Origin of the sequence: Streptomyces sp. NPDC057002 (assembly GCF_042673825.1) — a bacterium.
In the GTDB taxonomy this organism is placed as follows: Bacteria; Actinomycetota; Actinomycetes; order Streptomycetales; family Streptomycetaceae; genus Streptomyces.
In genome coordinates, this window is the sequence record NZ_JBHURZ010000010.1 from 261,845 (window position 1) to 276,665 (window position 14,821).

Genomic DNA, 14,821 nt, shown 5'->3' on the forward strand with positions numbered 1-14,821 from the left:
CCGCGTACGCCCCCCCCCCCGGGGGGCGCCCAGGCGCTGTGGCCGGGGGGTCCCCGCCGGACCCCGCCCCCCGGCCGGGCCCGGCATCCCGCCGCCCACGGCAGCTACGGCCCGGGGCGGCAGCTACGGCCCGGGCGGCGGCTACAGCCCGGCGCGGTGGCTACAGCCCGGCGCGGCGGCTACGCGTCGATCCGCGACCGGTCCAGCGTCGCCGCCGAGTTGGAGATGAACTCCTTGCGCGGCGCGACGTCGTTGCCCATCAGCAGGTCGAAGACCTGCTCGGCCGCCTCCAGGTCGGAGAGGTTGATCCGGCGCAGAGTGCGGTGTCGCGGGTCCATGGTCGTCTCGGCCAGCTGGTCGGCGTCCATCTCGCCGAGACCCTTGTAGCGCTGGATCGAGTCCTTGTAGCGGATGCCCTTGCTCTGGAACTCCATGAGCTTGTCGCGCAGTTCCCGGTCCGAGTACGTGTAGACGTACTTGTCCTGGCCCTTCTTCGGCTGGACGATCTCGATGCGGTGCAGCGGCGGAACCGCCGCGAAGACCCGGCCGGCCTCGACCATGGGCCGCATGTAGCGGTGGAACAGGGTCAGAAGCAGGGTGCGGATGTGCGAGCCGTCGACGTCGGCGTCGGTCATCATGATGATCTTGCCGTAGCGAGCCGTGTCGATGTCGAAGGTCCGGCCCGATCCGGCTCCTATGACCTGGATGATCGCGCCGCATTCGGCGTTCTTCAGCATGTCCGTCACGGATGACTTCTGGACGTTGAGGATCTTGCCCCGGATCGGCAGCAGCGCCTGGAACTCGGAGTTCCGGGCCAGCTTCGCCGTACCGAGCGCGGAGTCGCCCTCGACGATGAACAGTTCGCTGCGGTCGACGTCGTCGCTGCGGCAGTCGGCGAGCTTGGCCGGCAGCGAGGAGGACTCTAGGGCCGTCTTGCGGCGCTGCGCGTCCTTGTGCTGCCGGGCGGCGATGCGCGTACGGGCCGCGGCGACGGCCTTCTCCAGCACGACACGAGCCTGCTGTGCAGCGTCACGCTTCGTGGAGGTCAGGAACGCCTTGAGTTCCTTGGTGACCACGTTGTTCACGATCCGGCGGGCCGCCGAGGTGCCGAGCACCTCCTTGGTCTGGCCCTCGAACTGGGGCTCGGCGAGGCGCACGGTGACGACCGCGGTGAGGCCTTCCAGAGCGTCGTCCTTGACGATGTCGTCCTCGGCGACGCGCAGGAGCTTCTTGGTGCGCAGCACCTCGTTCATCGTCTTGGCGACGGCCTGCTCGAAACCGGCGACGTGTGTACCGCCCTTGGGGGTGGCGATGATGTTCACGAACGACTTGAGTGTCGTGTCGTAGCCCGTGCCCCAGCGCATCGCGACGTCGACGCCGAGTTCGCGGGTGACCTCGGTGGGCGTCATCTGGCCGTGGTCGTCCAGGACGGGGACCGTCTCCTTGAAGGTGCCCTGTCCGGAGAAGCGGAGGACGTCGCATACCGGCTTGTCGTTCGCCAGGTACTCGCAGAACTCGCTGATTCCGCCGTCGAAGCGGAAGGACTCCTCGCCCTTGCTGCCGCCCTCGCCGAGCCCGAGCTCGTCGCGCACGACGATGGTCAGGCCGGGCACCAGGAACGCGGTCTGGCGGGCGCGCTGGTGCAGCGTCTCCAGGGCGAGCTTGGCGTCCTTGAGGAAGATCTGGCGGTCGGCCCAGTACCGCACACGCGTGCCGGTGCGGCTCTTCGGGATCTTCTTGGCCTTGCGCAGCCCGCCCTTGGCCTCGAACTTGGCGTCCGGGCCGTTCCCGGCGAAAGCGCCCGGGACGCCGCGCCGGAAGCTGATGGCGTGGGTGTGCCCGCCGCGGTCCACCTCGATGTCCAGGCGGGCCGAGAGGGCGTTCACCACAGAGGCGCCGACGCCGTGCAGGCCGCCGGAGGCGGCGTACGAGCCGCCGCCGAACTTGCCGCCGGCGTGCAGCTTGGTCATGACGACCTCGACACCGGAGAGGCCGGTCTTGGGCTCGACGTCGACCGGGATACCCCGGCCGTTGTCCCGGACGTCGACGGACCCGTCGTCCTGGAGGATGACCTCGATGTGGTCGCAGTATCCGCCCAGGGCTTCGTCGACGGAGTTGTCGATGATCTCCCAGAGGCAGTGCATGAGACCGCGGCTGTCGGTCGACCCGATATACATGCCCGGGCGCTTGCGCACGGCCTCGAGCCCCTCAAGGACGAGCAGGTGCCGCGCGGTGTAGTTGGAACCGTCCCGGTCTGCTCCTGCCAGCAGAGCTGTGGACGGCACGGACGTTTCGGCGGTCACGCGGTTCGCTCCTCGCTGAATTTCAGATGGGGCCCTCATGGGTAAGGGCGCGGCTTCAGTCACCGGTGAGAGGGTACCGAGGCCTGGTAGAGCCGTTGTAACGCCACCCTCGTCAGAGACTCAGACTAGTCCAGGCTCGCATGCGTGTTCGATCCCTCGATGGAGTGAAGTACACATCACGTTCCCTTCCAGGCATGAACCATTTAGGCTCCGGGCACGTCCTCATGAACAACCGGCAACCCAGCCGGGAGGACCGACCACCGATACAACGCGAAGCTCCGTAAGACACATAGACACGCAATACGGCACATTCGCCGCCAACCGGCAGCAGACAGCCGCCTCGCAAGATTTTTTCGAGGAAAAGCCACGAGCGGGAACGTTTTATGGCTGGTTGGATGTTGACCCAGGTACGACAGCTCGTCGAGCTAGAGAAGAGGCGACGTGACTACTGTTCTGACCCCCGCGAGCCACCTGACGGCCGCTGATCGCTGCGACCGTTGCGGCGCCCAGGCGTACCTGCGCGTCGTGCTGCTCAGCGGCGGAGAACTGCTCTTCTGCGCCCACCACGGCCGCAAGTTCGAGCCGGAACTCAAGAAGATCGCCGCTGAGATACAGGACGAGACGGAGCGGCTCACGACCGTTCCCGCGACCGCCTCCGAAGAAGAGCGCTGAGACCTCGCGTCCGACGACGAGCCAGCCCGGCACAGGCCGGTGAACGGGCGGCTGCCTCTGAGAGCAGAGGCAGCCGCCCGTCCTCGTCCCCACAAGCCCGCCCAGGCTCCGCCGGACGCCCTTCGAGTCCTCTCACGCCCGTGTCCAGCCGAGCGTCCGCATGACCTCGGACACACGCATGTACACCCCGGGGCTGCCGGCCCGCCCGCAGCCGATCCCCCAGGACACGAGCCCGATCAACCGCCCCTTGGCCACCAGCGGCCCCCCGCTGTCGCCCTGGCAGGCGTCCCGGCCTCCCTCCCGCTCCCCCGCGCACAGCATGCTCTCCGCTTCGTACGTGCCGTCGGATCCGCCCGGATAGGCGTCCTCGCAGCGCTCATCGGAGAGCACACGCACCCGCGCGGCGCGCAGACTGTTCGGGTACTCGCCGGCGCCGGAGATGTCGCCCCACCCGTACACCGTCGCAACCCCGCCCACTGCGTACGCGGGATCACCGTCGGCCGCCATGCCGATGACCGCGCCGGCGGGCAGAGGTTCGGCCAGGGTGAGTACGGCGTAGTCCCCGAAGTTGCTGACACCGTCGTACGCCGGGTTCACCCAGGAACGCCGCACGGTGACCTCCCGGCCGCTGCGGTCCGAGAGCAGGTCTGTGCGTCCCGCTATGACCTTGAGGTCCCGCACCCGCTCGGGCGCTACACCCAGGACCTCCTTGTCCAGGCAGTGGGCCGCCGTGAGCACCGTGCTGCGACCGACCGCCACGCCGCCACAGAACTGCCCCGCACGCGTACCCCCGAACCGGTCACGGCTGGACAGGGCGACCGTCCACGGACTCTCGGACACATCGACTGGGTAACCACCTATGACCACGCTGTCGGCGGCCACAGGGGCGCTGGAGGCCACTGATATGGCGGATGCCGTGGCCGCCAGGAGCAGCGGTCGGGCCAGGGCCCGGGCAAGGCGACGACGCATACGCACTCCTCACTCCATGGTGTTCGCTGAACACCAAGAGTGATTCACCCGGCGCCGCGCCGCACCCGCGGAGAGACACGGCACAGCGAAGGCCCGGTCCCCTCAGGGAACCGGGCCTTCCGCGTCGTACGACCGGCGACTAGTCGAGGTAGTCGCGCAGCACCTGCGAACGGGACGGGTGGCGCAGCTTCGACATGGTCTTGGACTCGATCTGACGGATCCGCTCGCGCGTGACGCCGTAGACCTTGCCGATCTCGTCGAGGGTCTTCGGCTGACCGTCGGTGAGACCGAAGCGCATGGAGACGACGCCCGCCTCGCGCTCGGACAGGGTGTCCAGGACGGAGTGCAGCTGCTCCTGGAGAAGGGTGAAGCTGACCGCGTCGGCCGGGACGACCGCCTCGGAGTCCTCGATGAGGTCACCGAACTCGCTGTCGCCGTCCTCGCCCAGCGGGGTGTGCAGCGAGATGGGCTCGCGACCGTACTTCTGGACCTCGATGACCTTCTCCGGGGTCATGTCGAGTTCCTTGGCCAGCTCCTCCGGGGTGGGCTCGCGGCCCAGGTCCTGGAGCATCTGGCGCTGGACGCGCGCGAGCTTGTTGATGACCTCGACCATGTGCACCGGGATACGGATGGTGCGGGCCTGGTCGGCCATGGCGCGGGTGATCGCCTGACGGATCCACCAGGTGGCGTACGTGGAGAACTTGTAGCCCTTGGTGTAGTCGAACTTCTCGACCGCGCGGATGAGACCGAGGTTGCCCTCCTGGATGAGGTCCAGGAAGAGCATGCCGCGGCCGGTGTAGCGCTTGGCCAGGGAGACCACCAGACGGAGGTTGGCCTCCAGGAGGTGGTTCTTGGCGCGGCGGCCGTCCTCGGCGATGATCTCCAGCTCGCGCTTGAGCTTCGGGGCGAGCTTGTCGGCGTTGGCCAGCTTGTCCTCGGCGAACAGACCGGCCTCGATGCGCTTGGCGAGCTCGACCTCCTGCTCGGCGTTGAGCAGCGGGACCTTGCCGATCTGCTTGAGGTAGTCCTTGACCGGGTCGGCGGTGGCGCCGGCGGCGGCGACCTGCTGGGCGGGCGCGTCGTCCTCGTCCTCGTCGGACAGCACGAAGCCCGCGTTCTCCGGCGTGCCCTCGGGCTCCTCGCCGGGCTTGCCGGGGGCTGCTTCCTCGAGCACCTCCTCTTCGAGGAGTTCGGCGTCGTCCTTCTTGGCGCTGGTCTTCTTGGCCGCCGTCTTCTTGGCGACGGTCTTCTTCGCGGCCGCCTTCTTGGCGGTCGTCTTCTTGGCGGCTGCCTTCTTGGCGGGCGCCTCTTCCTCGACGGCGGGCTCGGCGGCGGGCGCCGCCGGCGTGGCGGTGGCGGTGGCCTTCCTGGTGGTCACCGCCTTGGCCGCGACCGTCTTGGTGGCGGTGCGCTTGGCGGGACTCTTCGCTGCGACGCTCTTTCGGGTGCGCTTGGGCTCTGCGGCACTGACCATCAGCGTCACACCCTCTTCCTCGAGGATCTGGTTGAGGCTGCGCAGTACGTTCTTCCACTGAGTGGCCGGAATCTGGTCAGCTTCGAAGGCCCGACGCACGTCATCGCCGGCGATCTGCCCCTCAGCCTTTCCCCGCTCGATGAGCGCCATGACAGAGACGGAATCGGCGATCTCCGGCGGGAGCGTACGGGATGTGCTGGCCGACACGAACAACCTCTCGGAACGTTGGAAAACGGCTTCCGGCCCCGTCCACAGTGGACAGGAGCCGACCACCGGCTTGGGGATGGGCCGACGGCGCGGGCGGGGGCCGGGAAGATGCACAGCGCCGTGAACGGCGTCCGTATTCCCTCCGCGGCTGTCACCTCTTAGGTCATCGCGTTCTTCCCGCGAGCGTTACGCCCAATCCGCGTGGCCCGAGTCACACCCCGTAAGCGAATAAAAACGGTCAGATACGGATAGAGGCTGTCACTCCTGGACGTGACTTTACCGCTGCGACGGATGGGCGGCCCCCTTCGCGCCGTCGGACCCCGCGGGATCCCGAAGGATCCCGCGGGGTCCGACGGGAGGCGGTTCATCGATCGGGCGCTGCCACAGGAGGGGGGTGGCACACCCGGCCGCACCGCCCGCGGAACGCGGTCAGTGCTCGCGAGGGGCAGGCACTACCCGTTCCACCTCGGGGTGGACCATGAGGAGTTGGCGCATCGCCGTCTCGGCCGCGACTCCGTCACCGGCGGCGAGGGCCTCACAGATGCGGCCGTGGTGCGCCAGCGACGCCTCGTTCGGCCGGTCACAGCCCGTGACCGGACCGCCAGAGACCTGGAGGGCCGCGGACACGATCCCCGAGAGGTGCTCCAGCATGCGGTTGCCCGCGACCTGGATGAGCAGCGAGTGGAACTCGGAGTCGGCGCGGGAGAACGTGAGCGCATCGCCCTGCGCCATCGCGTGCCCCATGATCTCGACCATGTCGACCAGCCGCTGCTGGACGTCCTCGCGCCCATGGCCGGCGGCGAGGCGGGCGGCGAGCGGCTCGATCGTCCAGCGCAGCTCGCTCAGCTCGCGGCGCTGGTCGTCGCGCTGCGGCCCGAAGGCCCGCCACTCGATGATGTCCGGGTCGAGGAGGTTCCAGTCACTGACCGGGCGCACGCGCGTGCCGACGTTCGGGCGGGCGCTCACCAGGCCCTTGGCCTCCAGGACGCGGAGCGACTCGCGGACGACGGTGCGGGAGACCTCGAAGCGCTGGCCGATCTCCTCGGGCACCAGCGGGCGGTCGGCGCCCAGGTCGCCGGAGACGATCATCTGACCCAGCTGCTGTACGAGTTGGCCGTGCAGCCCGCGCCCGCGGCTGCCCGCGGCGCGTCGGCCCACACGGCCCAGCTCGGGGTCCGCGCCGTCCCAGGCAGAGACCCCGACGCGGTCGACGGCGGGCGCCTCGGCGTACGGGTAGCGGTCGAGTTCGCCCGGGCTCGCGAGGCCGGAGTCAGTGGAGCGGGCGGCGGTCATCATGGTGTGCGCAAGGGTACTCACGCATCCTTTGTCGGCGCCGTCTCCAACTCCCTTGAGGTCTTTGGTGAAAAGCACACGAAAGGGTGATCGCTCACCCCGTCGCAATTGACGCCTTATCGGAAAGAAATGGGCGTTCTGCGGGGAGTTGTGCGCATGGCTGGACGGGGGGTTACGGACAGTCGTCACCGGAATCTGCTCCGCAGTGTGGTGAGCAGGTACGCGCAGAGCAGCGCGGCCAGCGACAACGTCATTGCGCCGCCGACAGGTTGGGACAGCACTCCGAGCGCGGCCTCCAGGTAGCGCTCTCCCCCGAAGGGCCACCGCGGTACGAGGACCTCTCGGAGCCGCATGGGCAGCCCGGCCGCGGTTCGAACGGACGGTCCGTCGAGGACCTTGTGCACGACAGGTACGACGAGTAGGGGCACGGCGGCCACCGCGGCGAGGCCGGCCGTGGTGGACCGGAAGACCCCTGCGGCCAGTACGCCGGCCCAGGCACAGCCGATGACGAGGCCGATCCAACTCGCACTCAGCGGCAGCCAGTCGGATGGAACCTGCGCGAGCTCCCGTCCGTAGACGAGATAGAGCACCTCGGCGTCGCAGCCGACGGTGAGGACGGCCAGCGCCAGCGCGGTGGCCGAGGCGACGAGCAGTTTGGCGGCCAGCAGCCCCAGCCGGCGGGGCACGGTGCCGCGGTCCGCGGCCAGGGCAGGGTGACGGAACTCGTCGCCGAAGGCCAGCGCGCCGAGCAGTCCCGCGCCGAGCGCCGCCGGCGGCAGGGGCAGCTCCCGTGGCCAGGCGGCCAGCAGGCGCGGCTGCGGGGTGTGCCCGATGCGGGCGAGTACGACGGCGGTCACAGCGGACACGGCGAGCACAACGGCCCCGGTGAGAAAGCCGGTGCCGATCCCGGCGGCACGGCGGATCTCGTAGCGGAGGGGGCGGAGCGGACTGGGGGCGGGACGGACGGAGATGGGAGGCGGCAGAGGGGGCAGTGTGTCGATGCCGCGAGCCATGCCACGGGCTTTGACGGCGTGCGGCGCAGGGCGGGGGGAGAGTGTGGTCGTCTCCTCCTGAGCAGGGACGATGGCATTGCCCGGGTGGCCGACCGCGGGCGCGTCCGGACGCTCACGAGGCTCGGCGACGGGCTGCGCTTGGTCGGAGGCGGGCAGCGGCTCGTCGGCAGCTGGTTCCGGTGGGTCAGCGGTCGGCCGCGGTTCGAGGGTAGGGCGCAGCTCACGGGATGGTGTCGTCGTCTCCTCCTGAGGGGGGATGACGGCATTGCCCGAGCGGCCGACCGGGGGCGCGTCCAGACGCTCGTGAGGGGCGACGGCGGGCCGCGCGTGATCGGCGGCGGGCAGCAGCTTGTCGGTGGCTGGTCCCGGTGGGCCGGCAGCAGGCTTCAGCTCGATGGTGGGGCGCGGCTCAGGGGCGGTGGCCACTGGGCTTGGTGTGGTCCCCGTCGACGCGTCGAGGGAGGGCTCCGGCTCAACGGCCCGGGGCTCGGCGGTTGTCCAGAGGGCGTTGGCGACGTGCCTCGGCCGGGCAGGGACTTGCTCCGACTCGGAGCTGGCTCCCTCCGGCTCGACACTGTCGTGGTCTTGCTCGGCGCTGCCGTTATCCGGCCCGGCGCTGTCGTGATCCGGCCCGGCGCTGTCGTGATCCGGCCCGACGGCGGTGGTGCCCGCCGTGTCGGCCCGCTGCCGCTCCTCCGCCGGTTGCTCCGATTCGGGCCGGGCCCCACCACGCTCGCTGTGCGGCTCCGGCTGCGCAACTCCCGCACCAGGGCCCATATCTCCGATCTCGTCGGCGAGTTGGTGGACGACGATGCCGTGGTGGAACGCGGTCTCCCCGACGTCCGCGCAGGTACTGCCGTACACGGAGAGGCGGTTGTTGCCCTCTCGTACGACTTCGACGGAGCGCTGCGTGGTGCGGGCCTGCTTGGCCAGGAGAGCGGCCAGACGGGCCGCGTGCGGGCTGCGTACGGCTACTCGGGGACGCAGGCGGGTGCGCGAGAACTCCGTGGCCTCCTGGTCGGCCACGAGCCTGCCCTGCTCCAGCGTGACGACGCGGTCGGCGGTGCGCGCGGCCTCCTTGGGGTCGGCCGTGGTGAACAGGACCGTGCCGCCGTGGCCGGCGTGCGCCCGAAGCATGCCGTGCAGCCAGTTGCCCTCGCGGACCGAGAGCCCGTCGGCCGGGTCGTCGAGGACGAGGGTGTGCGGGTCGGCCAGCAGGACGCAGGCCAGGCCGAGGCGGCGGTCCATGCCGCGCGAGAGGGCGCCGAGGCGTTCGTCGCGCAGGCTCACAAGCCCGACCGCCTCAAGGACTTCGTCCGCACGCCGGACCGGAACCCCCGCGGCGGCACACAGCATGCGGAGATGGCCACGGACCGTGCGGGCCGGGTGCCCCGGCACGTCGCCCAGGAGCACGCCGACCTCGCGTGAGGGATGGGCGATGCGGTGCAGGGGGCGGCCCCGGAAGTAGGTGATGCCACGACCCTGTTGGAGCTCGAGCATGAGCCTGAGGACTGTCGTCTTTCCGGCGCCCGGTGCTCCGAGCAGCGCGGTGACGCGGCCCGCTCGCGCCTCGAAGGAGACATCGTCGGCCGCGGGCGGAAGCTCTTTGCGAGGGTTGCTGGTCAGTCCGAAGGCCTGGATCACTCACAGCAAGATAGCGCGTTATGTCCGTTTTTTCGGGCAGCGCAAGGCCGTCTCGGGTAGGGCAATCACCCTTGTCCGGGCTGCGGACAGGTCGCGTTCCAGGCCCGGCGTCACACCTCGGGGCGCAGCATCGGAGGGTTGAGCAGCGTCGCACCACCTGCCCGGAAGAGCTGTGCCGGGCGGCCTCCCTGGCGGGTGGTCGTCCCGCCGGTGGGGACCAGGAAGCCCGGGGTGCCCGTGACCTTGCGGTGGAAGTTGCGCGGGTCGAGCGCCACTCCCCACACCGCCTCGTAGACACGACGCAGCTCTCCGACCGTGAACTCGGGCGGGCAGAAGGCTGTGGCCAGCGACGAGTACTCGATCTTGGAGCGGGCCCGCTCCACTCCGTCCGCCAGAATCTGCGCGTGGTCGAAGGCGAGCGGGGCGACCGGCTCGGCGTCACGCCCGTAACCGCCCTGCTGCAGCAACTCCTCGACCGGAGCCCAGCGCGCGTTGCTGGCATCGCCGCCCGCCCTGGGCGCGGGCAGGTCGGGAGCGAGGGCGAGGTGGGCGACACTGACGACCCGCATCCTGGGGTCCCGCTTGGGGTCGCCGTAGGTGGCGAGCTGCTCCAGATGTGCGCCGTTGTCCTGTGCGGGGACGGCCGGGTCGTGGACGCGCAACCCCGTCTCCTCGGCCAGCTCGCGCGCCGCGGCCTGTGCCAGATCCTCGTCCGCCCGCACAAAACCGCCGGGGAGCGCCCAACGCCCCTGGAAGGGTGGTTCGCCCCTCCGTACCGCCAGCGCGCACAGGGCATGGCGACGCACGGTCAGTACGACCAGGTCCACGGTGACGGCGAAGGGCGGAAACGCTGACGGGTCGTAGGGCATGCGGCGATCATAGTCGTCTGCCTGACGATAAACACTCCCTTCGCGGCTCGCTTCGCTTACTGATCCACTCCTCATCCACTACTGATCCACTTCGGTCGGTTATGAGCTTCACTGTCGATTCCCGTTGATCCGGCGGTGATCTCTCGTGCCAGGTCAAGCCCCCAGCTGCAGTCCGTCGGCCGCCTCCTCGACCATGGCGAGGCCGAGCCGGCTGACCCGTACGGAGAACGGGGCGCCCACCACGCGCAGGCCCGTGAAGCCGACCTCGCCCAGGGGTGCGCTGCGCACGGGGCGCAGGGTGACAGTCCCGGCCGGGGCGTCGGGGCGGATGCCGGCGAGCGTGGTGAGGAGGAGGACTCCGGCCGCCGCCGGGGTGGCCGCGGGGCGGCAGGCCGCCGGGTGCGGGAGCGGAGCGCTTCCCTCCGTACGCTGCTCCCCCGCATACATCTCGGGCAGGCGATGGGTGAAGGTCTCGGCGGCCTCGAGTACGCCGCGCAGCAGCGAGCTCGCCTCCTTCTCGTAGCCTGCGGCGGCCAGACCTGCGACGGCGACTGCGGTCTCCTGGATGCGTACGGCCCCGGCGCGGTGGCCGAACGGATTGAATCCCGGTTCCTTCGCGCCCAGTCCACGCAGGCCCCAGCCCGAGTCCATGACGGGGCTGCCGAGCAGCCGGGCAAGCTTCTCCGTCTGGACCTTGTCGAGCAGACCGGGTGCCATCACGCCCCCGCCCAGCAGGCCGGTGTCGAGGAGATGGACTGCGGCCGCGCCCAGGTGAGGTACGGGTCTGCCATCCGGGGTACGGGCTGCCGCGGGCCGGCCGCCCCCGCGGTCGTCGAGCCAGAAGTCCTCCCGGAACGCGGGCCGTAAAGCCTGCGCCCACTCCCGGAGTGCCGCTCCGCCGGACCGGCCGCAGGCGTCGAGCAGATCGGCACCGAGCAGTGCGGCACGGTGGGCGTGGGCCTGTGTCTCGCAGCGGATGGGTCCGCCAGGGTGTGGGTCGCGCAGGTACGCGTCGTCGCCCACGGTGGTCCGCAGCCAGGTCAGGCAGCGCTCGGCGGCGGGCAGCAGTTCCTCCGTCTCCTGCTCGCCGAGACCCCACCGTCGGGCCTCGGCGAGCAGTGCGGGGAAGAGCAGCGTTGCCTCCGTACCGGTGCACTGCGGCGGAAGGTACGGCCCGGCGTCCCGTCTCGGGCCGGGGATCATCCCGGACTGCGCTCCCGGGCCGGTGAGTTGGGTCCGGGCGAGGATCCGCAGCGTCCCCGCTGCCAGCCCGGTACCGAGCGGCAGGGCCATCCGGGCAGCGACGAGCGCATCGGCGGGCGCCAGACCGCAGCGCCAAGGTGCCCCGGCCGCGAGATGGGTGTCGGCGGGGTTCGCGGAGTCACGCAGCAAGAGGGCCTGGAGGTCCTCGATGCTCGTCCGCAGGAGGGCGGAGACTCTGGGGTCGTCGCCTTCAGCGCACGCCGCGGCCAGGGGGCTGGTCGCGGCGCGGCCCACGGCCCGGAGAGGCCCCGCACCGTCCGGCCGCACCCGCAGTTCCACACTTCTGCTCCCGCCCGGCGGCAGGTCGAGCTCCCAGCGCAGCAACCCGGCCGAGGCCAGAGCGTCCGAGGGAGGCGGCTCGGCCGTCACGGACGCGGTGCCGGTGGGGCAGGACCAGCGCAGGCCGGAGCCGTGCACGCTGGCGGGGAGTTCGGGTCCCGCGGTGCCGGAGGCGATCGAACCGAGGTCGGCCAGGTCCGTGCCCAGGACCACCTCGACCGGCAGGCGCATCGGGCGGGGAGCCGCGCTGTGCAGGGTGATCCGCTCCGTGCCGTCCGCGAAGCGGTTGCGTTCCACGACGACGTCCGGGTCCGGACCGGCCTGCGGGGACATGCGGAGCGTGCCCACGAACCTGGCGCGGTCGGCCGAGGCCATGCGGGCCTGCACCGCGAGGGGTGCCCGTCCGCCCACGCGGATCTCGCACCGGGAGAGCACGCGCCGGCCGCCGCGATAGAACCCTTCCAGCCCCCGGCCGGTCATCTGCCCTTCCTCCGTAGAGATGGCCAGGCCGGGAAGGGCGACACAGATCATCGCGGTGTGGGCGGGCGGTAGATCAGCGGACCAGCGCAGGCCGGGGATCGTGGCACCCCGGGGCGGGGGCGCGTGCCCCGGGGTCGCCGGTGCCCTGCCCTGAGCCGAGGGTGGTGCGGGTGAGCCGTACCCCGACGCGGATCCGGGGCGACGGCTCTGGCCCGCCCATCGGGGCGACGAACGGCCCGGGCCCGGCGGCGAGGGGGAGCGAGAATCCGGGCCGGTGGGCGGCGCGATGTGTGAGGCACTTCCAGGGAACGTGGGCCCGTAGCCGTCGACACGGGCTACTGGTCGCGGAGGGGCATCCTGGTCCCCCGGCCGCGGAACGCCGCCCTCGGAAAGGCCGAGGCCAGACACGAAGGACGGTGGAAGCCCCTCTGTGGAGCGGCGGTCGCCGGCAGCGGAGGAGGGCGGAGTCGGCTGATGCATGGGAAGGCTTCCTCTGAACTCTGTGCGCCTCGATGGGGTTCGGCGCCGGTGCCGGAGGGCTCCGACGGTGCAGGGGCGGTGCGGCGTCACACCCGTGCGGGCGTTCCGCCACTCAGGTGAACGCCGTGCACGTCCGTCGAGTCACGCCCGCGCCCCGGCGCCTTCCGAGTCACTCCTCCCTCTCCGTGCCGTGGCCGGGCTGAACGCCGTCCTGACCCGCGTCCCGGCAGGGCATGGCTGCCTTCCGTGAGGTGCGCGCACTGCCGGACCGCGCGGGACCCGTAGTCGCACGATCGGGGCGCATGCCCGCTTCCGCGGCACCGGCAGGGCGCGTGGTGCCCGTCGGCTTACGCCCGAGCGAGGTCGGCCTGCTCGTGTCGCGGCCGGCACGGGTACGGCCCGAGGCGGTGTCGGGGCTGGAGGCGGTGTCGGCAGCACCGACGGAACGGGAGCGGCGGCGACGGCGTGAGGGCGACGCCGCGGGCGTGGGTGCGGGATCGGGCTGTGGCACCGCTGTCTCTCGCCCGACGACTGTCTCTCGCCCGACGGCCTCGGCAACATGCGCACGGATCATGGCGTGGTCGACCACGGCCCGCCCACGTCCTTCCCGCTCCGCTCGCAGGCAGGTGCGGATCGACTCCGGGTCCAGGCCTTCGTTGCAAGCCTGGTGCAGGAGACGGGCGAAGAGGTAGTCGGGATCCGCGCCCAGGGCCATGGCGAGGGCTTCCCGGGCCTCCAGTTCGTCGCCGGTGGACCATGCGACCCAGCCGGCGAGAGTGAGCGGCGCGGCGGCATGTTCGCCGTAGGGGCCGACGCAGCGGCGGGCCAGTGTCCGCCAGAGTCGAAGGGCGCGTGCGGCTTCGTCGCCCTCCATCCACTCGGCCGCGCGGTCGCGGGTCGCGCGGTCCTGGAGACCGAGGATCAACCGTGCGGCCTCGTCATGCCCGAGAAGTTCGTCGTCGCGGAGGTCCGCCAGGAGCATCCCGGAGACCGGCCGGGCCTCGGCGAAGCGGTCCAGGATCCTCCCCGCCAGTTCCAGCGTCTCGTCGGCCACGGAGGCGCGGCCCACGTCGTCCAGGAGCCTCGGGACCAGCGCCATGCTGGCGGTGTCGAGCGCGGCCTCCTGTTCGAGGGCGGCGGCGTTCTCCCAAGGCAGCAGCCTGGCCCGTAGCTCCCGTAGCGTGCCGCGCACCTGGATCCCCGCATAGGTGGCCGCGGCGGCCAGCACGGAGGTGCCGGGCAGGCCCATGGGAGCTCCCTCGGACGGGCAGCATGCCGCGTTGTCACAGCAGTACGACCAGTAGCGGCCCTCCGAGATGCACAGCGCCTCGACCACCACCACGTCCCGGGAACCGCACTCGACCCGCAGCCTCTGGGCCAGAGGCCTCAGCCGCTCCATGACCTGCTGCCCTGACTCGCCCTTGCGCGGCTCTTGGCAGAGGAAGGCGACCATCGACTCGGGCCTGGCCCCTCGGCGCTCGCTGCCCGTCACCAGGCCGTGGGCCAGTTGTCCGGCCGCGGACGGCCAGTCGTCCGCGTTGGCGGGGATACCGAGCCGGGCCCGCCCTCCGAACCGTCCGCGTCCGTCCTTGTCGTGCAGGGCGACCAGGACGATGCTGTCCTCTGGGCGGTACCCGAGCAGATAGGGCAGGGCGTCGGCCAGTTCGGCCGGGGTGCGCAGGGTGACCTGATGCTCGCCGCCGTGGCTGTCGTGCGCGGGGCTGGGAACGTGCAGTCCTGCTGCGCCGCCCGCGTCCGGCTCCCGTTTCCGCTGCCCACCGTTCTTGTGCCTGCCCGGTGCATCGGGCCCGGTGATGTCGCCGTTCTCGGAGGATCCAGTCGCTTCGCTGTGGTTCGTCATGCGGAGACGATCTC

General features: G+C 71.0%; 9 protein-coding genes. 1 reads left to right on the top strand and 8 read right to left on the bottom strand.

Annotation, left to right across the window (positions count from 1 at the left end):
* Positions 1-179: 179 nt before the first annotated feature.
* Positions 180-2,303: a type IIA DNA topoisomerase subunit B gene (locus tag ACFT32_RS38780; RefSeq protein ID WP_382498562.1), complete on the bottom strand. Its 2,124-nt coding sequence runs from the start codon at positions 2,301-2,303 to the stop codon at positions 180-182.
* 441 nt (positions 2,304-2,744) lie between these two features.
* On the opposite strand from ACFT32_RS38780, the gene ACFT32_RS38785 reads away from it, so the two are divergent.
* Positions 2,745-2,975: a hypothetical protein gene (locus ACFT32_RS38785; protein ID WP_215118116.1), complete on the top strand. Its 231-nt coding sequence runs from the start codon at positions 2,745-2,747 to the stop codon at positions 2,973-2,975.
* 132 nt (positions 2,976-3,107) lie between these two features.
* On the opposite strand, the gene ACFT32_RS38790 is transcribed toward ACFT32_RS38785, so the two are convergent.
* The 7 genes from ACFT32_RS38790 to ACFT32_RS38820 all read right to left on the bottom strand — a co-directional run bounded on the left by ACFT32_RS38790 (position 3,108) and on the right by ACFT32_RS38820 (position 14,807).
* Positions 3,108-3,944, bottom strand: a complete 837-nt coding sequence (locus ACFT32_RS38790; protein ID WP_382498564.1) for a S1 family serine peptidase — start codon at positions 3,942-3,944, stop codon at positions 3,108-3,110.
* Between the two features lie 139 nt (positions 3,945-4,083).
* Positions 4,084-5,625 (bottom strand): RNA polymerase sigma factor, encoded by a 1,542-nt coding sequence (locus ACFT32_RS38795; RefSeq protein ID WP_382498567.1) that lies wholly within the window; start codon positions 5,623-5,625, stop codon positions 4,084-4,086.
* A 429-nt stretch (positions 5,626-6,054) separates the two neighbouring features.
* Positions 6,055-6,942, bottom strand: a complete 888-nt coding sequence (locus ACFT32_RS38800) for a FadR/GntR family transcriptional regulator (RefSeq protein ID WP_382498569.1) — start codon at positions 6,940-6,942, stop codon at positions 6,055-6,057.
* Between the two features lie 161 nt (positions 6,943-7,103).
* Positions 7,104-9,575, bottom strand: coding sequence for an ATP-binding cassette domain-containing protein (locus tag ACFT32_RS38805; protein ID WP_382498571.1), 2,472 nt, complete (start codon positions 9,573-9,575; stop codon positions 7,104-7,106).
* Between the two features lie 110 nt (positions 9,576-9,685).
* Complete coding sequence (locus tag ACFT32_RS38810; RefSeq protein WP_184589838.1) at positions 9,686-10,444, bottom strand: NUDIX domain-containing protein; 759 nt, start codon at positions 10,442-10,444, stop codon at positions 9,686-9,688.
* Positions 10,445-10,597: 153 nt separating this feature from the next.
* Positions 10,598-12,517 carry a glycogen debranching N-terminal domain-containing protein gene (locus ACFT32_RS38815; protein WP_382498573.1) on the bottom strand — a complete coding sequence of 640 codons (1,920 nt, stop codon included), beginning with the start codon at positions 12,515-12,517 and terminating at the stop codon, positions 10,598-10,600.
* A gap of 598 nt (positions 12,518-13,115) precedes the next feature.
* Positions 13,116-14,807: a DUF4192 domain-containing protein gene (locus ACFT32_RS38820; RefSeq protein WP_382498575.1), complete on the bottom strand. Its 1,692-nt coding sequence runs from the start codon at positions 14,805-14,807 to the stop codon at positions 13,116-13,118.
* Positions 14,808-14,821 lie beyond the last annotated feature (14 nt).